The sequence below is a fragment of the Porcincola sp. LCP21S3_C12 genome, from assembly GCF_052118625.1.
In the GTDB taxonomy this organism is placed as follows: domain Bacteria; phylum Bacillota; class Clostridia; order Lachnospirales; family Lachnospiraceae; genus Porcincola.
The window spans coordinates 18,317-38,547 of the sequence record NZ_JBQKGW010000017.1 but is presented as its reverse complement, the minus strand read 5'-3'; the positions used below and the strand labels follow the sequence as shown (position 1 = coordinate 38,547).

The window sequence follows — 20,231 nt, the reverse complement described above, 5'->3', positions numbered from 1 at the left end:
TACAAGGGCCAGCACAAAGATCAGGAATGTCCGTGCTGCCCTGCAAGGGAAACCACCGGAACAATAAAAGCCTGCTTTATGATTCATCTATCCTACCAGACACCCTCCCTTTCCCACCTGTTCCTGCTCCTAGAGGCTGCTGCCTCCATCCCCCATTTCTTTCCTCCTCAAAAGCGAGTCTGTCAGGCAGCTCTCAAACCTCCGTCTCCCATCCCTCAAGTCTCAGAAGTGCTGTCTGTTCTGCTTCCCTGATCTGATCGTAAATTTTACGGACGGCTTCTTTTCTGTCTGAGTCCTCTGAATCACCTGTGCCGGGACCCAGCTGGTCTGCCCGTCTGATACGGTCCCGAATTTCTTCGCGGATCTGGCCGGTCTCAATACCAGCTTTCCGCAAATCTGCAATCCGAAAGGCGATCTTCCAGATGGTGTCACGGATTCTATGCAGGTGAAGCAGGGAATTCTGATCCTGGCCGAGAAACTCCTTTCCTTCTTTCAAGCCCTCCCACCAGTCCAGAATACGAACTGTCGCCCGATCCTGCCCGGCTCCGTCCATCTCCTCTACAGACAGCATTTTCAGACAATACCGGGCTTCCTTCAGCCATCCTTCCTCTTCCGATGTCCTTCTTTCAGCTGATTTTTCCCTGCTTCGCTCATTCATCATCTCCTCCCCCGCTTCCACCGCCTTTGCAAACCATCCTCCTGCAATACGGCTTGCATCTGTCCCGCTGTATTCATACAGATACATCCTTCCGATCTCGGCTGCTGTTTTTCCATACGCTTCAAGGTTCATTCTCAGACTATCCTCATTCGTATCCTGACTGCCAAGCGGAACCGTATGAAGAATCTCCCGGAGAAACAACTCCTCACTCTCCGAGAACACACCATCTCTCCCCGCATCCTGAAGATACTGAAGATAAACTTCCGGGTTCCCCGGCTCCATGAATGCCGCTTTCCTGTAAATATTCTGGCTTTCTCCCTTTGTTGAAACCTTCGCTTCCTCCAGCAGTTTCGTAACACTCCACCCTTCATCTTTGGAAACATTCAAAGTATCCGGAAAAACGGTCACACACAATGCGGCAGCCGGAAGCATAAATGCAAGTGCGGATAGAAGCTGTTTCTTTGTTTTTTCCCTCCCATAACATCGTCTGACAGCCACAAGCGCAGACCTTAGCTGTCCCGCACTTTGAAAACGGCCTTCCGGCTGTTCCCGAAGACACTTCAGAATCACCTCTGAAAATGCTTCTCCGCAGCCCGGTACCCTGCTTCCCGACAGGTTTTTCCTGTACATCTTTCCGGATACCAGCCTGTAGATGGTTGCTCCCACACCATAGATATCCGTCCGGGCATCTTTTGCAGCGTTCTTCTCGTACTGTTCCGGCGCCGCATACCCGATTGTTCCCGCATTTGCTATCGGCAAAGGCCTCGAGAAGGCCGCGCCGAAATCAATCAGCCTTACAGTCCCGTCTCTGGCACGGATCAGATTTCCCGGCTTAATATCCAGATGGAAAACCGGCGGCTCCTGCTTCTGAAGATAGCAGAGTACCTCGGACAGCTGGATCGCCGTTTCAAGTGTCTGAAGCTCAGGAAGTGTTCTGTCGCCTTCCAGATAACTGTCAAAACGGATTCCACGGATATACTCCATAATCATCCAGCAGCTCTCTCCTTCATCCAGAACATCATAAATCTGCGGCAAATGCGGATTTCTCAGTTTTTTCATCATCCACAGTTCACGGAAGCAGCCTCCGCTTTCTTCCGAAAGCTTCTTGGCCGCACAGAACCGGTCCGTCCTGCTGTCAACTGCCAGATAGACTTCTCCGAAACCACCTTCCCCCAGTTTTCTGAGCAGCCTGTAGCGTCCTGATAGAGTCGTCATTTGCTCCCTCATTCGGCTCCTCCTTCTTCTGCCCTTCTGTCAGGTCCGCGTATCAGATGTCTGTGGGGGCATCGATCCGGACACTGTGCTGTTTCTTCCCATAGGCGCAAAAAGGAGAGACTCCTTGCGAAGTCTCTCCATCCATGGACACAGTATAAAATAGATTGCTTCTCCACGCAATCCCGAATTTCAGAAATTTTTTCAGAACCAGAATTCTTCAGAGTATGATGATCACATCTTATCCGGTGCAGAAAATCCCAGCAGATCAATACCCTGTTCCAGTACTTTTCTGGTCAGTTCCAGCTCAGCAATATAGCTCTTTCGCTGTTCCTCATTCTCTTCTGCCAGAATCCGTGTCTCATGATAAAAGCGGTTAAACTCATTTGAAAGCTGGTACAGATACCCGCAGATTTTATGCGGAGCCAGCTGTGCACCAGCTTCCTCCACTGCCGGCGCGAATCCTGTCAGCGCCAGGCAGAGCGCCTTTTCCGCTTCCCCTGCTGCCGGAAGTATCCTGCACCGGCTGATTGCTTCCGCCGGCAGCTTCATTTCCGCCAGGTATCTTCTCAGAATCGACTTGATCCGTACAATGGTATACAGGATATATGGCCCGGTATTCCCCTCAAACGAAGTAAACTTATCGACATCAAAGACATAATCCTTGGACGCCTGATTGGATAAATCCCCGTACTTGATGGCAGACAAAGCGACGATCTGAGCTGTCTTCCGTGCCTCATCCGGTTCGGTCTCATGGTTCTCCATGATTTTCCTGTACATTTCCTCATTGATGTCCCGGATCAGAAGCTCCAGGCGCATGACACCTCCCTGGCGGGTCTTGAACGGCTTCCCGTCTTTCCCATTCATCGTCCCGAACCCCAGGAATTCGAGTTTTGTGTCATCCTTCACCAGCTTCGTCTTTCGGGCACACCGGAAGACCTGTGTGAAATAAAGCTCCTGACGCTTATCGACAACATAGATGATTTCGTCCGGATCCCACTTCTCTCTGCGCATGACAATCGTCGCCAGGTCCGTTGTGTTATACAAAGACGCACCATCCGACTTCAGGATCATGCATGGCGGTATTTTCTTGGTGTCCCCTTCCTCTGCGACATCGACGACCAGCGCTCCCTGGTCTACATGTGCATATCCGTTTCTTTTAAGATAATCCACCATCCCCGGAATGTACGGCTGCGCGTCCGATTCCTTTTTCCAAAGGTCAAACGTGACATCCAGGCTGTCATAATTGCGTTTCAAATCCTTCACGGAAACATTCAGGATATGCTGCCAGAGGGCATAGTAACCTCTCTGTTTCTGCTGCAGACGATATGTGGCATCAAGGGCTTCCGCCTTGTAGGCTTCATCTTCCTTCGATTTTCTTGTCGCCTCCGGATAGATCTCCTCCAGTTCACTGATCGTAAATGGAGCCTCCTTCGGGTATTCTCCTGTGAAGGTTTCATCAAAATACGGAAGCTCCGGGTGTCTGTGCCGCACCTCTGTGATGATCAGCCCCATCTGCAGGCCCCAGTCCCCCAGATGGACATCACCCAGAACATTGTTGCCAAGATAACGGAGTGTCCGCTTGATGCTTTCCCCGATAACTGCCGAACGCAGATGGCCGACATGAAGCGGTTTGGCAACATTCGCTCCACCATAGTCAATGATAATCATGGCGGGTTTCTCTGCCCTGCGCACACCGAAATAATCGTCCTGCTCCATCTCCTGCAGATAACTGCTCAGGAAGGAAGGCGATAGGCTCAGATTGATAAAACCAGGCCGAACAGCCTCTGCTTTCGAAAATGCATCCATCCCGTCAATGATATCGACAACTGCCTCCGCAATCTGGAGTGGAGGTCTGTGATAGAGCTTTGCACCAGCCATAGCTCCATTGCATTGATACTCGCACAAATCCGGGCGATTGGACACCGTTACCTTTCCAAGGCTTCTGTCATATCCTGCAATTTCAAAGGCTTCCGCCACATAGCTGCTGATCAGATCCAGTATATGTTCCATGTCAATTCTCCCTCTTGTGATGATAACTGCCTGTACTGTCTCCCGTCAGATCCTCATGCAGCCAGTCCAGATATCTCTGGATGATCTCCTCATGTCCCTGACCGGATGGCTGGTAAAACCGGGTATCTCCCAGCTCCTCTGGAAGATACCGCTGCTTAGAAAAATGTTTTGGGAAATCATGAGCATACTCGTATCCGATTCCCCGATTCAGCCTGGCAGACCCGCCATAATGGGCATCCTGCAGATATGATGGAATGGTAATCTTTGTTTCAGCCGCTGCCTTCTCAGCTTTGAAGATTGCTTCCGTGGCGGAATTGCTTTTCGGCGCAGTCGCCACATAGATCGCCGCCTCCGCAAGGATCAGCTGAGATTCCGGCATACCGATCCGCTCAACGGCCTGTGCGGCAGAAGCCGCTACAACGATCGCCATCGGGTCTGCACAGCCAACATCCTCCGCCGCACAGATCATGATCCTCCTTGACAGAAACCGGATGTCCTCCCCGGCATTCAGCATTCTGGCCAGGTAAAATACAGCCGCATCCGGATCTGACCCCCTCATGCTCTTGATAAACGCTGATATGGTGTCATAATGCTGGTCGCCGTCCTTGTCATACTTTGCCATCCGCTTCTGAATGCATTCTTGTGCAACTTCAAGCGTCACATGAATCTGTCCATCCCCGGACCGCTTTGTCGTCAATATCCCCAGCTCCAGTGCATTCAGTGCCGCCCGGGCATCCCCGTCTGCCATATCCGCCAGAAAGCTGCAGGCATCCTCTGAAAGAACCGCCTGAAAACTTCCCATCCCGCGATCCGGGTCGGAAACCGCGCGCCTCAGAATGGTTTCAATGTTGTCCTTTGAAAGAGGCTTCAACTCAAAAATCAAAGATCTTGAAAGCAGAGCCCCATTCACCTCAAAATATGGATTCTCGGTCGTTGCCCCGATCAGAATAATGGTTCCGTCCTCAACGAATGGAAGAAGATAATCCTGCTGTCCTTTATTGAATCGATGGATCTCGTCGATGAACAATATGGTACGTTTGCCGTACATGCCAAGCGCTTCCTTCGCCTTCGAGATAACCTCCTCCATATCCTTCTTGCCCGCGGAAGTAGCATTGATCGTTGTAAATGCTGCCGATGTTGTGTGCGCGATCACTTCCGCCAGCGTTGTCTTCCCAGTTCCAGGCGGACCATACAGGATAATCGACCTCAGCCGGTCCGCCTTGATGGCACGGTAGAGCATCCGGTCTTTTCCGATGATCTGTTCCTGCCCCACAATCTCATCCAGCGATCTTGGGCGCATTCTCGATGCCAGCGGTGCAGAAGATTCCCTCTTTTTCGATGCCGCATACTCAAATAAATCCATATTCAGTCATCATCCTCCCCGGCAGAAGATGACTGTTCCTCGGGACCGTGTTCATCCTGAACCTGCCGATTCAACGCCGCAAGCCGCTCCGCCGTTGTCACATGACGCCTCTCTCTGTCTGCAGCTGTTGGCAGCGAATTGATTCCGTCCTTCTTTTCTTCTGTTGTTTTCGCCCCATCATCCTCGGAAGGTTCCTTTTCATACTGCAGGCGCAGACGCTTTGCTGTCATAAAACAGACCAGATATATGACTGCGCCGATCAGAGAGCTGCCCCCAGAATTGCCATTGTTGCCCGAATCTCCGACACCGCTCACCAGAAACATTCCGAGCCCGATCACTCCGACAAGATCAACTGCCGCCATTTTCATATAAGCTGACTTCTGGACTGCCGTTCTGCCTGCAAAACCGTGCTTGAGTTTCAACGCAATGACATCCGAAAACAACCAGTAAAGCGCGATAAAGGCTCCGACAATCACATAATAGACAACACCGATCTGGATTTTCTTCACGGCACAGTATGCCAGATACGCAAGAATCAGAGCTGCCCCGAGAATAACACCGATTCGAATTCTCTGATCAATCCGGAATTCCTCCTCTTTCGTCAGCCGCTCTTCCTCATCTGTCTTTTGTTTCATCACACCTGCCATAACGCCTCCTGACATGTCCCTGTGAACCAGCCACAGCGGCTGGAATCGTCCTTGAATCTATTATTCTCCCAAAGTATATCAGCCACTTCTCCGATTGACAAGAATAGGTACAATTGACGGAGCGTCTCGTTCCCTCTATAATACTTGTGGCCGTACAGCCGCATTCCAGAGAACCTTTCTTAAATCAATGAGGGGAGAATACATATGGGTGACCTTCCGGAAAGTCCGATGATTCTTCTCAGCTTTGTCAATACGGAGCTGAGAGACTGTTACCATAACCTTGATGCCTTCTGCAAGAACCACGGTGCTGACAGGAAAACGGTTGAAGACAAATTGCGTTCGATCGATTACCGATACGATGCGAGACTGAACCGTTTCTGCTGAATTCACGCTCACTGTACATGGAAAGGATATGCATATGAGTAAAATTCTTGTCGTCTACTATTCGCTTGACGGGAATACAGAACTCGCTGCCAACCAGATCAAAGACATCACCGGTGCTGACCTGGAGCAGCTGATCCCGGAACATGAACCAGTTCGAAAGGGTTTCCGCAAGCTTGCCGCAGGTGGTTTTCAGGCTCTCATCCACTATAAACCCAGAATCAAGAGACTTCGGCATAACCTCGAAGACTACGAAACGATTGTCATCGCCTCCCCGGTATGGGCTGGTACCTGTCCGCCGGCACTGGAAACCTTCCTGAACAAGGAATCTTTTTCCGGAAAGCAGGTTGTCATCTGCGCCTGCTCCGCCTCCGGAAAAGCAGACAGGATGATCGACCGCATCCGTCATTTCGTCGGGCGCGACAACACCGTCAGTGTCACCACCAGCCTTGTCAGCCCGCTGAAGAATCCGGACAAGACAAGGCAGAAGCTTGAAGAGTTCTGCCTTGCATGGGCAGAGTAATACAGCTCCTTACAGAAAGGGGCATCAGGATTGAACGCATCCCGATGCCCCTTCTTTTATTCATTCCATCGTTTATTCAGTTACTCGTTATGTCCAATATCCGCACCGCCGACTTCACCATTCTCCAGCTCACCGGTGCCATCGTGCTCAACTGTGTTCTCCCTTGACTTCTCTGTCACGGCTTCCCCGCTTGTCAGTGAATCAATAATACTGTCAGGGACACCGCCTGATGTCAGCCTTCTGATCATCTTCGTGATCTTCGCATCCTTGATATATGCATCCCAGGTTGACTGATCGTACACCTCCATTGCCTTTTTCCGGTTTATTTTCTTGACCTTTGCATGATCCGTTGCCTCTGCGCTGGCACTGACTGTCAGATAATCTGTCCCGTTATACCGTCCTGTCACCTTGACTGCGCCTGCCTTCTGGCTGGAAAACACTGCTTCGAAAACAGCTTCTCCGGCCGTAAGGGAAAGACTTCCGTTCAGTTTTCCCTGCTCTGCGTCATCGATCACAAAATCCTTCGCCTCCAGCTGACCCAGCAGCTGACCAGCAACTGTGAGGGAAGCCGTGCCATTGAACTGATTTTCTTCCGTATCAGCTTCCAGAAGGATCCCGGTCTCTCCGTTTGCGTCTCCGCCAAACTTCGATGCCGCAAGCGCAGATACAAGCGTTCCAAGATCAAACTGAATCGCCGCATGGGTATCGCGCGACAGCATCTTCAACGAAAACAGATTGACCTCTACGCCAGTATAAAGCAGACTCAGATCAAGGCTTGCAAGCCTTCCATCGCCGTCCATTCCATACGTCAGAGAAAAGCCCGGGCATTTCGAGAGAACCCCTTCATCTGCCTTTTTCAAAAGTCCCTGATATCCCTTGTACAGCGACTCCTTATCAAACAGCCCGTCTGCTTTGATTGAAGTCATGATCGTGTTTGCGACATCCACCGCAAAATCACTTCTCAATACCTTCTGTATCAGACTGTCTTCTGAAAGCGAATCCCGGCTGGCAGAGAGAATCTTCGACATTGCATCCCGATCGACCGTGATGGTATGTGTATTGATTGCCTCGGAAAGCGCCCCTGCTGTGATGGTCACTTTCTCATGGTCACCCTTCTCCGCATACTGGTTAAACACGTCCGCATAACGCTTCGAAAAGGCGGTCAGCTCCTTTGGCTGAATATCCTTCACCAGATCTGTTCCCTCCTGGAGAAGTTTCACATAGCTGGCCTTGAAGTTTCCTGCGGCTTTCACGGCCTTCTTTCCGGCGTTGCTTTTTCCTGCCGTTTGAACAGCAGCATCCTGAGCTGCTGACGCCAGCTTCTTCAGATCGACAGCAAACGGCGTCTTCCGGAACTGCGGACAGACCAGATAAATAATCAGGTCATTCAGGTCAACCGACATACGCCCATCATACAGATCGGCTCCGTTGAGAGAAAGCGTGCCGGATGCATCGATGCCCCCGTCATCATTCCCGGAGGATGTTCCTGTGAAGGCCGCTTCCTTTGCCCAGGACATATCAAAGCCCTTCGCCGCACTGGATATAGCTTCCCTCATAGGTTCCTCAAGGCTGATATCGAACGTCAGGTCATATCCCCTGGCTAGAATCTGTCCGATCGCCTGAGAGATCCCCTCTGTTTCCGTCTCAATCCCCACTGCGGGTTCTTCCGTGCTTTCTGTAGAAGCTCCCGGCTGTGACTCTGAATCCGGCTGTGATGCAATGGCTGCCGGAAGGACAAATGAAAGGGCAATCACCGCTGCAAGCGCATATGCCCAGAATAACCTGCGTCTGTGCTTCATATACCTGCCTCCTTGATGAGTACGATCAATATATCAGACTTACTCAGGGATTACAACTGTAAGAGTGCCCAACAATTGCCCACGATTCTGTCACAGATAAAATCATTTTTCCTGTGTGCACCCCTGTTCCTTCTATGTTAAAGTAGGAAGGACACCGTTCACTAAAAGACCGTCACTGAGGCATATATGAAAATCCAGATATCCCATATCCGAAAAAGCTACCGGCACAAAGAAGTTCTGCAGGATATTACGTTCGCCGCATCCTCAGGAACCTCGATCGGCATTCTCGGCGAGAATGGCTGCGGAAAGTCGACACTGCTCGGGATCCTTGCAGGTGCACTGAAGGCTGATGGAGGTGAATTTATTCTTGAAGAACCCTCTCTCCCGGAAACCGGCGATCTTCTGCGCCGTCCTGTTCTCCGTTCGCATGTGGTCGGTTACGTTCCCCAGACTACGCCGCTTCTCGAGGAACTATCCGTAAAAGACAACCTGCGCCTGTGGTACCCGGGCGGACGTCATACACTCTCACAGGAGCTGCAGTCCGGCGTACTGAAAGATCTGCAGGTTCGTGACTTTCTGGACCGCCAGGTTCTGAAACTTTCCGGCGGTATGAAAAAAAGGGTTTCCATCGGGTGTGCAGTTGCCAATCATCCGAAGATTCTGATTCTGGATGAACCAGGTGCAGCGCTGGACCTGGTCTGCAAGCAGGTTATTCTTGACTACCTGAAAGGATTCTGCGGGCAGGGCGGCATTGTCATCATGGCTTCTCATGAAATTCAGGAAATCGTCTCCTGTTCCAGGACCTTCATCCTGAAGAACGGCTCTCTGAAACCATATACATTTGACGGCGACATCAGCAAACTGGTTCATGCACTCTGACTATGACCGGAAGCGAAAAACATGAGACAACTGATTATCTATACCGAACTTCAGATCAAAAAAGTTTTCCGTACCTACCCAGCCATGCTGGCAATGACCTTCCTGCTGGCTCTGATCCTGGGGGCTATGCTCTATCTGCAGTCTTCAAAAGCTGCCAGTACAATGACCGGTGACGAGGACAGCAAGGCAGCCATCGGAATCGTCGGTTCCGACTCATCCCCTTATCTGAAAATGGGGATTCAATTGCTCCAGAATCTGGATCCATCCAAGGTTGCAGTCCGTTTTCAGCAGCTCAGCCATGAAGACGCGATTGGCGCTCTGAAAAAAGGGAAACTGAGTGCTGTGATCATCATTCCCGAGGGGCTTACCGACAAACTGCTACGCGGCGACGTCTCATCTAAAATGACACTGATCCTTCCAGATTCAGGGGCATCGCTGGAGCCTCTTCTGATTCGTGAACTTTCTGCCTGCGTCTCCTCCATGATCGGCCAGATGGAATCAGCCTCCTATGCTCTTGCAGACTTTTATACAGAATCAGGTGTCACCAACGCAGAGGACATCTCAGACGCCCAGACGGACCTGCTCTATCTGAGTATCCGGAAACTGCTTTCGCGCAGCCAGATGTTCACACTCCGGCGCATGAAAACGGCTGGAACACTCACGATTGAGAGTTACTACCTCTGTGCCATGTTTCTTCTGCTTGTCCTCCTGACAGGCGTTATGTGTGCCGGTAACTACATCCGCACCGACCGTTCCATTGAGATTCTGCTGCATATCCGGGGATTTCATGCATTCAGTCAGATTGTATCTGAATATCTGTCCCTGATTTTATTCATGCTGCTATTAGGGGCGGTCTTCATGCCCGTGAGCGGGCTGGGGCTTTCAAGGACGCCAATCGTCTTCTCTGAGTTGAGCAGCGGGACGCGCGGATTTCTCCGGAACTATCTGTTCTTTTCCCTGAAGGCGTTTCCTGTCGTCCTGATGGCAGCCGCACTGGATCTGCTTCTTTATGAACTCGCCGACAGTCTTATCTCCGGCGTTCTGCTCCAGTTTCTGGTCTCGGTTCTGCTGGCTTACCTCTCAGGCGTCTTCTATCCGCTATCCAGCCTTCCGTCAGCCATCCGGATTCTGTCGCCCTGTCTTCCCACTGGCCAGGCGATGCTTTACCTGCGAAAGAGCCTGATCCGAGGCAACAGTGTCCTGCTTCCGCTTGTGTCCCTGCTGGCAGAGACCGTCGTTTTCATCCTGCTTGCAACCTGCCTGAGAAAAAAGAAACTGTTATGGAGTCACTCATGAAATCTATCAGAAAAATATTGCTCTGGTCATTCCTTTTGAACCGCCGCTTTCTGAAAAAACCGTTGTTTCTTTTTCTTCTGTGTCTGATCCCGCTGACCGCCCTGCTGGCACGCCAGATTCCCGGTGAAAGCACAGCACTGCTGTCCGTCGGATTCTGCCCTGGTCAGCCGGAGGACGAACTGACTTCCCGGGTGATGGCCCAGCTGACACGTTCTGATCAAAGCAGCGCAGTCCGCTACATCCGGTATCCTGATGAAAAACAGCTCAGACAGGCCGTATACAACGGAGATGTCCGCCTCGGTTTTCTGTTCCCAAAGGATCTTTCTGCCCTGTTTTCAGCCTATGCTTCTGTCTCAGACACGGATGCGGGAGGCGCACTCAGCATCCTCGGTCAGGCCATCGGAGCCCCCGATTCTGAGGCGGTCGATAAAAAAGGCATGCAGGAACATGCGATTCGCGTCATCTGCGGCAGCAATGACATCGTCACGAAGTTGGAAAAAGAACAATTATTTGGAAAACTTTATCCGGAAATTGAAAGATATGTTCTGAAAGCATGGATGGATGTCCATGCAGATGGTTTTTCGACCGATAAAAAGGAGAGAGACGCCTGGCTTGATCATGCGCTTTCGCATTCCCTGGTTACCAGCAATTTTTCCCAGCTCTCCTATCTCAATGGCGACCTGATCCGGGACCAGGAACTCAACACCTACTACCTGTCCCCGCTGAGAGGCCTTCTTGCCATCACGCTGATCCTGATCTGCTTTGCCGCCTGCCTCTTTCTGATGCAGGACAACCAGCGGCAGCTCTTCGTGTGGCTGTCTCCTTCACTCAGGCCCTGGCTTCACTATCTGTATCTCCTGATTCCGGTCGTGGATGGAGGACTCTTTGCCTTCATCGCCTTGTCCGTCTCAGGAGTCGGATCCGGCCTGTCAGAGCTTGCACCATTTCTTCTCTACATTCCTGCGGTCTGCGGGTTCAGCAATCTGGTCCGCATCCTGACAGGAAAAATGACGCTTTTCTCCGCCTCCATCCCAATCGTCGTGATGGGCTGCCTTTTTCTGACGCCGGTCTTTTTTGACCTCCAGATCGTCCCCGCTCTGCAGGCAGCTCTTCCGACAGCCTTTTATCTCAGATCACTTCACGGAGCATCGACGTTTCTTCCACTTGCGCTCTATGCGGTGATCTCTTCCGGAGCGTCCATTCTGATCGACTGGCTGAAGAACCGGTGACCGGCCATCCCCGGTTCTTCAGTCTCCTTAATCTTTCCTGTTTCAAGCTTCCTTGTCAGCATGTACAACGTCTGCGCTGAGTTTCCCATCCTTCGCATCCACAAGGATGGTATCTCCGTCCAGCACATCGCCCTGCAGGATTAGTTTTGCAGCAAGTGTCTCTACATTCTTCTGCAGATACCTGCGAAGCGGACGAGCGCCGAACGCCGGGTCATATCCACCCTCTATGACAGACTGCTTCGCTGCGTCCGTCAGCTTCAGCGTTATTCCCTGACCTTTTAACCTGCGGTTCAGCTCCTTCATCATCAGGTCTATGATCCCGCCAATATTTTCCTTCGACAGCGGATGGAATAGAATAATCTCATCCAGCCTGTTCAAAAACTCTGGTCTGAAGTGTGTCTTCAGCTCTGCATCAACCTCTGACCGGACAGTCTCCGATATCTCTCCATTCTTCTCAATCCCATTGAGAAGATATTGTGACCCGATGTTCGAGGTCATAATCAGGATCGTATTCTTGAAGTCGACCGTCCTGCCCTGTGAATCCGTGATCCGTCCGTCGTCCAGAACCTGAAGCAGAATGTTGAAGACATCAGGATGCGCCTTTTCGATTTCATCGAACAGGACAACCGAGTACGGATGACGTCTCACTGCCTCTGTCAGCTGTCCGCCCTCATCATACCCGACATATCCCGGAGGGGCTCCGATCAGCCGGGACACGGAGAACTTCTCCATGTACTCGCTCATATCAATCCGTACCATATTGTTCTCATCATCAAACAGATTCTGTGCGAGCGCTTTCGCAAGCTCTGTCTTTCCGACACCGGTCGGGCCGAGAAACAGGAAGGAGCCGATCGGACGTGTCGGATCCTTGATCCCGGCTTTGGATCTGAGAATCGCATCCACAACCTTTGTCACCGCCTCATCCTGGCCGATGACACGTTCATGGAGCTTACTCCCGAGTTGTAAAATTTTCTGCCGCTCACCCTGGTTCAGCTTTGCAACCGGAATACCGGTCCACCTGCTGACCACCCGGGCGATTTCATCCTCCGTTACCGCCTCATGGACAAGGGACAAATCCTTCTTCTTCAGACTGTCCTCCTCCTTGTCAAGTTCCGCCTTCAGTTTCGGAAGCTCCCCATACTGCAAGCGTGCCGCTTCATTCAGGTCGGATCTCTGCTTGGCTGCCTCAATCTGCTTGCCTATCTGCTCGATCTGTTCGCGCAGCTGACTGCGGCGGCTGACGACAGCCTTCTCATTCTCCCACTGTGCCTTCTCAGCCTTGAACTTTTCCTGGAGATCTGCCAGCTCCTTCTGCAGATTAGCCAGACGCTCCTTTGAGGCATTGTCTGTCTCCTTCTTCAGCGCCGTCTCCTCAATCTGCATCTGCATGATGCGCCGGTTCATTTCATCCAGTTCAGCTGGAAGGGAATCCATCTCTGTCTTGATCTGGGCGCAGGCCTCATCGACCAGGTCGATGGCCTTGTCCGGAAGAAACCGATCAGAGATATATCTGTGCGAAAGCGTTGCCGCCGCAACGAGCGCACCATCCGTGATCTTCACATGGTGATAGACTTCATACCGCTCCTTGAGTCCCCTCAAAATGGAGATCGTATCCTCCACGGTCGGCTCATCCACCATCACAGGCTGGAATCGTCTTGCCAGTGCGGCATCCTTTTCGATGTACTTCCGGTACTCATCAAGCGTTGTCGCACCGATGCAGTGGAGCTCGCCTCTTGCCAGCATTGGTTTCAGCATGTTCCCGGCATCCATAGCGCCGTCGGTCTTGCCTGCCCCGACAATCAGATGCAGCTCATCGATGAAAAGAATAATCTCTCCCTCGCTCTTTGACACCTCGTTCAGTACCGATTTCAACCGTTCCTCAAATTCGCCTCTGTACTTGGCGCCTGCCACGAGTGCTCCCATATCAAGAGAAAAAATTTTCTTGTTTTTCAGAGAATCCGGGACATCCTCTCTTGCGATCCGCTCGGCCAGACCTTCTACAACCGCTGTCTTTCCTACGCCAGGCTCACCAATTAGAACCGGGTTGTTCTTTGTCTTTCTCGAGAGAATCCGAATGACATTCCGAATCTCATCATCTCGTCCGATGATCGGATCCATCTTCTGCTGCTTAGCCTTTGCGACAAGTTCCGTCCCGTACTTTGCCAGAGCATCGTATGTATCTTCCGGAGTATCCGTATTGACGACCTGGTTGCCACGTACAGTAGACAAAGCCTGGAGGAATTTCTCCCGCGTGACATTCTCCTTCTGGAAAAATGTTCTCATCGACGGTGATGCAAAGTCAAGCATGCTGAGAAACAGATGTTCAACAGCGACATAGCTGTCCCCCATCTTCTTTGCCTCATCTTCTGCGCCAAGAAGTGCTTTATTCAGATACTGTCCGATATATGCCTGTCCGCCGGAAACCTTCGGCCGTGTCTCTATCAGCTGTGTCAGATCATGATCAAACAGCCGCTCATCGATTCCCATCTTTGATACCAGCTCCGCAATCAGAGACTGATCCTGATGCAGCAGTGCATACAGCAGATGTTCCTGCTCGATTTCCTGATTTCCAAAATCAGAAGCGACCTTTTCAAGCTGATTGACAGCATCAATGGATTTTTGCGTAAATTTCTGTATATTCATTCTTCCCGCCCCCTTTCCTGTAAGGGATTGTAATTCTTCAGATCACTTTACGTTTTTGTTCTAGCACAGATTGTTAGCACTGTCAACCGTTGAGTGCTAATTATCTGATTTGAAAACGGGCAGGGGAATTCCCTGCCCGTAATACCGCCTGAGGCGTCCTTTCGTCAGCCGCCGGTGAATTGATCTGAACGGATCAATACATTCCGCCTGCCGGCTGTGCCGGTGCAGCCGGAGCCGGTTCCTTGATATCTCCGACAACTGCCTCTGTGGTCAGAAGCTCAGAGGAGACAGACGCCGCATTCTGAAGAGCGGAACGTGTCACCTTTGCCGGATCGATGATACCAGCCTCGATCATGTCAACATACTTGTCATTGTATGCATCAAAGCCGATCCCATCAGCAGACTCCTTGACCTTATTGACAACAACCGCACCAGAGAGGCCAGCATTCTCTGCGATGTAGAACAACGGTGCCTCAAGAGCCTTCAGCACAATCTGAGCACCCGTCTTCTCATCTCCTGTCAGTCCTTCCAGTTCCTTTGCTGCCTTCGCCGCCGCATGAATCAGTGCAGCACCGCCGCCGACAACGATTCCTTCCTCAACAGCCGCCCTGGTTGCATTCAGTGCATCCTCCATACGGAATTTGGCATCCTTCATCTCTGTCTCGGTAGCCGCTCCGACACGGACAACTGCAACGCCGCCGGCCAGTTTCGCCAGACGCTCCTGAAGCTTTTCCTTGTCAAAGGAAGACTTCGTCTCTGCAATCTGTGCTCTGATCTGGTCTACTCTCTCATGAATCTTGTTCTTGTCGCCTTCTCCATCGACGATGACAGTGTTTTCCTTCGTGACCTTCACACTCTTTGCTCTGCCAAGCATATCGATTGTCGCGCTCTTGAGTTCGATCCCAAGATCATCCGAAATAACTGTACCGCCTGTCAGGATTGCGATATCCTGCAGCATATCCTTTCTTCTGTCGCCATATCCCGGCGCCTTGACGGCAACGACTGAGAAGGTTCCTCTCAGCTTGTTAAGAATCAAGGTTGTAAGGGCCTCGCCTTCAACATCCTCCGCAATAATGAGCAGCTTTTTGCCAGCCTGCACGATCTGCTCGAGCAGCGGGAGAATATCCTGAACATTGCTGATCTTTTTATCCGTAATCATGATATACGGATCGTCCAGGTTGGCTTCCATCTTCTCGGTATCGGTTGCGAAATAGGAGGAAAGATATCCTCTGTCAAACTCCATTCCTTCAACCAGATCCAGCTCTGTCTGCATGGTCTTGGATTCCTCAACGGTGATGACGCCATCCTTCGAAACCTTTTCCATCGCGTCAGCAACCATCTCGCCAACCTGCTCATCTCCGGAAGAAACAGCAGCGACCTTCGCAATCTGCTCCTTGCCCTTTACCTTCTGGCTCATCTCCTTGATCGCCTTTACGGTCGCATCGGTTGCCTTCTTCATACCCTTCTTCATGACGATCGGGTTCGCCCCTGCAGCCAGGTTCTTCATGCCTTCATGAACCATTGCCTGAGCAAGAACGGTTGCTGTGGTCGTGCCATCACCTGCAACATCGTTCGTCTTGGAAGCAACCTCACGGATCAGCTGAGCACCCATATTCTCAAAGCGATCCTTCAGCTCGATCTCTTTCGCAATCGTGACACCATCATTCGTAATCACCGGGCTGCCGTATTCCTTGTCCAGAACAACGTTTCTACCCTTCGGCCCGAGCGTAACACGAACAGTATCAGCCAGCTTATCAACGCCAACTCTCAGTCCCTCACGGGCGTCATCTCCATATTTCAATTCCTTTGCCATTGTTTTAATCCTCCTTTAATGTCCTTTCAAGCCGCGATCAGTCTATTATTCAACCTTTGCAAGAATATCGGACATCTTGCAGATCACATACTCCTCTTCACCAAGCTTGACCTCGGTACCGGCGTATTTGGAATAGACAACCTTGTCGCCTTCCTTCACCGTCATCGCGATCTCCTTGCCATCGACCTTCCCGTCGCCGACTGCAAGAACGGTTGCCTCCTGCGGCTTCTCCTGACTCTTAGCTGCCAGAATGATTCCAGATTTTGTAGTCTCCTCAGCTTCAAGCTGCTTCAGGACAACTTTGTCACCCAACGGATAGAGTTTCATAACCTATACCTCCTGACACATTCTTTTGTTTCCATTACTTCGATATCATTTTTGCTAGCACTCACTATATTCGAGTGCTAAACCACATTGCCTATAATAACAAAATCAGCGAAGATTGCAAGTATCCTTATTTTTGATATTTCAGCGTATATTGCATATATTCTCTATTATTCTCAAATATTCTCTAATTATCTTCATTCTAAATTACACATAGAAAAACTCCGGAGAGCCCCTGCATTCTGCAGGTCTCTCCGGAGTCCGTCTGCTGCTCTTTTCAGTTTTACAGTTTCTTCGTTTTCTTGATCTCCTTGAGCTGATCATACACGGCATCGTTCAGTACCTTGATATAGGTTCCCTTCATGCCGGAAGACTTTGACTCAATAACGCCTGCACTCTCAAACTTCCGGAGCGCATTCACGATGACAGAGCGCGTAATGCCGACTCTGTCTGCAATCTTGGACGCAACCAGCACTCCTTCTGAGCCTCCCAGCTCATCAAAAATATGTACGATCGCCTCCAGCTCTGAATAGCTCAGCGTATTGATTGCAGACTTGACAATCTGTACCTTCCTGTTTTCCTCTGCGCTTTCCTCATTCAAAGAGCGCATCATCTCCAGACCGACAACGGTTGTCCCATATTCCGCAAGGATGATATCATCAATCTCAAATGGCTTGTCGATCCGGTACATGAAAACAGTTCCAAGGCGTTCTCCCGCAATCTCAATCGGGTTGACAATTGCCTGGAACTTGTGAAGATTCTCTCCTGTAAAGCCCAGCGTCTCAAGATTCACATTCTCCTGCGTCGAGAGAATGTTCAGGAAGCGCTCATTCAGCATCTCGTCTATGAAATCCCCAATATGATCAACAATCAACTGGTTCAATTCCTCGATATGATCCGAGAGCCCGACCCCCAGAACCTTTCCCTTACGACTGATGACAAGGACATTCGATTCCAGAATGTCCGTCAGCACCGCGCAGATATCATTGAAGACAACCTTGCTTGAGCTGTTGTTATGAAGCAGCTGTCCGATCTTTCTTGTTTTATCTAGTAACTCAACACTCATGATTTCCCTCCTGAACGGAAAGCGCTGCTTCCGTGCACATCGTCTTGTCGAAGAGATTTTAACAGACAATTCTAATAATTACAATAGATTATCTGGTTTTTCAAATAATAATTATTTGTTGTCTTTATCTTCTGTCTTCTTTGGAAGAATATACCCACATGTCTGGTTGGAGCAGAGCAGACGGTTTCCCTTCTCGACCATATAGCTGCCACACTCCGGACACTTAATTGTTGAAGGCTTGTTCCAGGAGATAAAATCACACTCTGGGTTCGAACAGCCATAGAATATTCTGCCCTTCTTTGAGCGTCTGATGACCACATCCTGTCCACACTTCGGACAGGGGACCCCTGCTTTCTCAAAATAAGGCTTTGTATTCCTGCACTCTGGAAACCCTGGGCATGCCAGGAACTTTCCATGCGGCCCGTATTTCACAACCATGTGCCGGCCGCACTTGTCGCAGATGACATCCGACACCTCATCGGCAACTTTCACCTTCGACAAGGTTTCCTCGGCATGTTGAACCTCCTTGTCGAGATCCGGGTAGAAATTACGCAGAATTGTTTTCCAGTCTGTTCTCCCCTCCGCGACAGAGTCAAGCATGGATTCCATGTAGGCTGTAAACTGGACATTATCAATCTCCGGAAAAGACTTCCTGAGAATGTCATCAACTGCCGTTCCGAGCTCTGTAATATAAAGGTTTCTTTTCTCCTTTGTCACATAATGTCTCGCAAGGAGCGTTGTGATGGTTGGGGCATATGTGGACGGTCGCCCAATCCCAAGTTCCTCCAGGGCATGAACCAGAGAAGCTTCTGTGTAGTGCGCAGGTGGCTGTGTGAAATGCTGCTCCCCCTTCATCCCTGACAGCTCCAGCTGTTCTCCCTCTGATAGCTTTTCAGTCAGAACGGGCTGTCCCTTCTTCTCTTCTTCTGTCTCTGTATAGACAGACAAATAGCCCTCCGACAGGATCCGGCTGGAACTCGTCGTAAAGATATAGCGGCAGAAGCCACTGCCCTGCGGCTCTTCTTCATTCTCTCCAGCGTGCTTCTGTGCACCGCTCCTCATAACGTCACTTTCCGCCACTTCATCTGAAGCAATCCGGATCTGAAGCGTCTCATATTTTGCCGGCGCCATACGGCTTCCTACAAACCGTTTCCAGATCAGCTGATACAGACGGAACTGATCCCTTGTCAGCGCTTCTTTCACTTCAGACGGCGTCCTGCTGATGTCGGAGGGACGGATGGCTTCATGAGCATCCTGAATATGTACGCCATTATTGGAAGGCTCCTGCACCTTTCCTGCCACATTCTTCTGTCCTGCTGCCTCTTCCTTCGAATGGCTGACGCGGTTTCTTAGTTCTTCAGACAAAAATGTTTCTCCATAATGACTGGAGATATAAACCGCCGCAGCGTCGTTGGCCTCCTCAGAGATACGGGTCGAATCCGTTCTCAGATACGTAATCAGGCCGACCGTTCCAGAACCGGCAAGATCAACGCCCTCATAAAGCTGCTGCGCAAGGCGCATCGTCTTCTGAGTTGGAAAGTTTAAAGATTTTGCGGCCTCCTGCTGAAGTGTACTGGTTGTAAATGGAAGCGGCGCCTTTCTGGTACGCTCTCCCTTTTTAATGGCACTGACACAGAATGAAGAACCAGACAGTGTCTCTCTGATTGCGGCGGTCTGCTCCCCGCTTGCGAGACTTATTCTGAAATACTTTCCTCCCGCCTCTTTGCCAGCCAGCTGGGCTTCAAGTGTGCTTTTCAGTCCGGGCAGCGCAAATTCAGCCCCCAGTGTCCAGAATTCCTGCGGGATAAACTCACTGATTTCGTTTTCCCGCTTGGCAATAATCCGGAGTGCGACAGACTGTACCCTCCCGGCCGACAAACCCCTTCTGATTTTCGCCCACAGAAGCGGTGAAATTCTATATCCGACCATCCTGTCCAGAATTCGGCGCGTCTGCTGCGCATCCACCATATTCATATCAATCTGCCTCGGATGCTTCAGTGCTTCCTTCACAGCAGACTTTGTAATTTCATTGAACGTAATCCGATTCGTCTTTTCCGGGTCCAGATTCAGAGCTGCCTGCAAGTGCCAGGAAATAGCTTCTCCCTCGCGGTCAGGGTCCGTTGCAAGGAAAACCTTGTCTGCCTTTTTCGCTTCCTTGCGAAGCGCAGCCAGAACTTCCCCTTTTCCACGGATCGTGATATATTTCGGCTCATAATCATGCTCCGGATCAAAGCCGAGCTGACTCTTCGGGAGATCGCGGACATGACCTGTAGAAGCCATGATCTCATAATTCTTACCCAGAAATTTCTTAATTGTCTTAACCTTTGTTGGAGACTCAACAATTACCAGATATTTCGCCATAATGTATCCCATTCAGAGCAGATT

Annotated in this window: 15 protein-coding genes; 5 read left to right on the top strand and 10 right to left on the bottom strand. The window is 50.7% G+C overall.

Features of this window, described 5'->3' with window-relative positions; translation table 11 throughout:
* Window positions 1-193: 193 nt before the first annotated feature.
* From ACTQ1N_RS09650 to ACTQ1N_RS09635, 4 genes are all read right to left on the bottom strand, one after another.
* Window positions 194-1,885 (bottom strand): serine/threonine protein kinase, encoded by a 1,692-nt coding sequence (locus ACTQ1N_RS09650; RefSeq protein ID WP_441956550.1) that lies wholly within the window; start codon window positions 1,883-1,885, stop codon window positions 194-196.
* 219 nt (window positions 1,886-2,104) lie between these two features.
* Window positions 2,105-3,883 carry an arginine--tRNA ligase gene (argS, locus tag ACTQ1N_RS09645; RefSeq protein ID WP_441956549.1) on the bottom strand — a complete coding sequence of 593 codons (1,779 nt, stop codon included), beginning with the start codon at window positions 3,881-3,883 and terminating at the stop codon, window positions 2,105-2,107.
* A 1-nt stretch (window position 3,884) separates the two neighbouring features.
* Window positions 3,885-5,246 carry a replication-associated recombination protein A gene (locus ACTQ1N_RS09640; protein WP_441956548.1) on the bottom strand — a complete coding sequence of 454 codons (1,362 nt, stop codon included), beginning with the start codon at window positions 5,244-5,246 and terminating at the stop codon, window positions 3,885-3,887.
* 2 nt (window positions 5,247-5,248) lie between these two features.
* The gene (locus tag ACTQ1N_RS09635) at window positions 5,249-5,893 is read right to left on the bottom strand and encodes a hypothetical protein (RefSeq protein WP_441956547.1); all 645 of its coding nucleotides are present in this window, start codon (window positions 5,891-5,893) and stop codon (window positions 5,249-5,251) included.
* A 204-nt stretch (window positions 5,894-6,097) separates the two neighbouring features.
* Between ACTQ1N_RS09635 and ACTQ1N_RS09630 the strand changes: the two genes are divergently transcribed.
* Window positions 6,098-6,277: a DUF4250 domain-containing protein gene (locus ACTQ1N_RS09630; RefSeq protein WP_441956546.1), complete on the top strand. Its 180-nt coding sequence runs from the start codon at window positions 6,098-6,100 to the stop codon at window positions 6,275-6,277.
* Window positions 6,278-6,311: 34 nt separating this feature from the next.
* Window positions 6,312-6,797, top strand: a complete 486-nt coding sequence (locus ACTQ1N_RS09625) for a flavodoxin family protein (RefSeq protein ID WP_441956545.1) — start codon at window positions 6,312-6,314, stop codon at window positions 6,795-6,797.
* A gap of 80 nt (window positions 6,798-6,877) precedes the next feature.
* Here the strand turns inward: ACTQ1N_RS09625 and ACTQ1N_RS09620 are convergent, their stop codons facing one another.
* Window positions 6,878-8,596 carry a hypothetical protein gene (locus tag ACTQ1N_RS09620; protein WP_441956544.1) on the bottom strand — a complete coding sequence of 573 codons (1,719 nt, stop codon included), beginning with the start codon at window positions 8,594-8,596 and terminating at the stop codon, window positions 6,878-6,880.
* A gap of 186 nt (window positions 8,597-8,782) precedes the next feature.
* Here ACTQ1N_RS09620 and ACTQ1N_RS09615 point away from each other — a divergent pair, with 186 nt between their 5' ends.
* From ACTQ1N_RS09615 to ACTQ1N_RS09605, 3 genes are all read left to right on the top strand, one after another.
* Complete coding sequence (locus ACTQ1N_RS09615; protein ID WP_441956543.1) at window positions 8,783-9,475, top strand: ATP-binding cassette domain-containing protein; 693 nt, start codon at window positions 8,783-8,785, stop codon at window positions 9,473-9,475.
* A gap of 21 nt (window positions 9,476-9,496) precedes the next feature.
* The gene (locus ACTQ1N_RS09610) at window positions 9,497-10,771 is read left to right on the top strand and encodes an ABC transporter permease (RefSeq protein ID WP_441956542.1); all 1,275 of its coding nucleotides are present in this window, start codon (window positions 9,497-9,499) and stop codon (window positions 10,769-10,771) included.
* Between the two features lie 62 nt (window positions 10,772-10,833).
* Window positions 10,834-12,000, top strand: coding sequence for a hypothetical protein (locus tag ACTQ1N_RS09605; protein WP_441956541.1), 1,167 nt, complete (start codon window positions 10,834-10,836; stop codon window positions 11,998-12,000).
* A gap of 42 nt (window positions 12,001-12,042) precedes the next feature.
* On the opposite strand, the gene clpB is transcribed toward ACTQ1N_RS09605, so the two are convergent.
* From clpB to topA, 5 genes are all read right to left on the bottom strand, one after another.
* Window positions 12,043-14,643: an ATP-dependent chaperone ClpB gene (clpB, locus tag ACTQ1N_RS09600; protein ID WP_441956540.1), complete on the bottom strand. Its 2,601-nt coding sequence runs from the start codon at window positions 14,641-14,643 to the stop codon at window positions 12,043-12,045.
* A gap of 193 nt (window positions 14,644-14,836) precedes the next feature.
* Entirely contained in the window at window positions 14,837-16,456 is a 1,620-nt protein-coding gene (gene groL / locus ACTQ1N_RS09595) for a chaperonin GroEL (RefSeq protein ID WP_441956539.1), read from the bottom strand.
* 45 nt (window positions 16,457-16,501) lie between these two features.
* Window positions 16,502-16,783, bottom strand: coding sequence for a co-chaperone GroES (locus ACTQ1N_RS09590; protein ID WP_154526666.1), 282 nt, complete (start codon window positions 16,781-16,783; stop codon window positions 16,502-16,504).
* A gap of 280 nt (window positions 16,784-17,063) precedes the next feature.
* Entirely contained in the window at window positions 17,064-17,846 is a 783-nt protein-coding gene (gene codY / locus ACTQ1N_RS09585) for a GTP-sensing pleiotropic transcriptional regulator CodY (RefSeq protein ID WP_441956538.1), read from the bottom strand.
* A 111-nt stretch (window positions 17,847-17,957) separates the two neighbouring features.
* Window positions 17,958-20,207, bottom strand: a complete 2,250-nt coding sequence (gene topA, locus ACTQ1N_RS09580) for a type I DNA topoisomerase (RefSeq protein ID WP_441956537.1) — start codon at window positions 20,205-20,207, stop codon at window positions 17,958-17,960.
* Between the last annotated feature and the right edge of the window lie 24 nt (window positions 20,208-20,231).

Bases quoted from the DNA above. Each gene is read 5' to 3' on its own strand.
- ACTQ1N_RS09625 (WP_441956545.1), top strand. From the start codon at position 6,312: ATGAGTAAAATTCTTGTCGTCTACTATTCGCTTGACGGGAATACAGAA.
- ACTQ1N_RS09610 (WP_441956542.1), top strand. From the start codon at position 9,497: ATGAGACAACTGATTATCTATACCGAACTTCAGATCAAAAAAGTTTTC.
- ACTQ1N_RS09630 (WP_441956546.1), top strand. From the start codon at position 6,098: ATGGGTGACCTTCCGGAAAGTCCGATGATTCTTCTCAGCTTTGTCAAT.
- ACTQ1N_RS09650 (WP_441956550.1), bottom strand. From the start codon at position 1,885: ATGAGGGAGCAAATGACGACTCTATCAGGACGCTACAGGCTGCTCAGA.
- ACTQ1N_RS09640 (WP_441956548.1), bottom strand. From the start codon at position 5,246: ATGGATTTATTTGAGTATGCGGCATCGAAAAAGAGGGAATCTTCTGCA.
- ACTQ1N_RS09620 (WP_441956544.1), bottom strand. From the start codon at position 8,596: ATGAAGCACAGACGCAGGTTATTCTGGGCATATGCGCTTGCAGCGGTG.
- groL (WP_441956539.1), bottom strand. From the start codon at position 16,456: ATGGCAAAGGAATTGAAATATGGAGATGACGCCCGTGAGGGACTGAGA.
- ACTQ1N_RS09635 (WP_441956547.1), bottom strand. From the start codon at position 5,893: ATGGCAGGTGTGATGAAACAAAAGACAGATGAGGAAGAGCGGCTGACG.
- ACTQ1N_RS09590 (WP_154526666.1), bottom strand. From the start codon at position 16,783: ATGAAACTCTATCCGTTGGGTGACAAAGTTGTCCTGAAGCAGCTTGAA.
- codY (WP_441956538.1), bottom strand. From the start codon at position 17,846: ATGAGTGTTGAGTTACTAGATAAAACAAGAAAGATCGGACAGCTGCTT.
- topA (WP_441956537.1), bottom strand. From the start codon at position 20,207: ATGGCGAAATATCTGGTAATTGTTGAGTCTCCAACAAAGGTTAAGACA.
- ACTQ1N_RS09615 (WP_441956543.1), top strand. From the start codon at position 8,783: ATGAAAATCCAGATATCCCATATCCGAAAAAGCTACCGGCACAAAGAA.
- clpB (WP_441956540.1), bottom strand. From the start codon at position 14,643: ATGAATATACAGAAATTTACGCAAAAATCCATTGATGCTGTCAATCAG.
- argS (WP_441956549.1), bottom strand. From the start codon at position 3,883: ATGGAACATATACTGGATCTGATCAGCAGCTATGTGGCGGAAGCCTTT.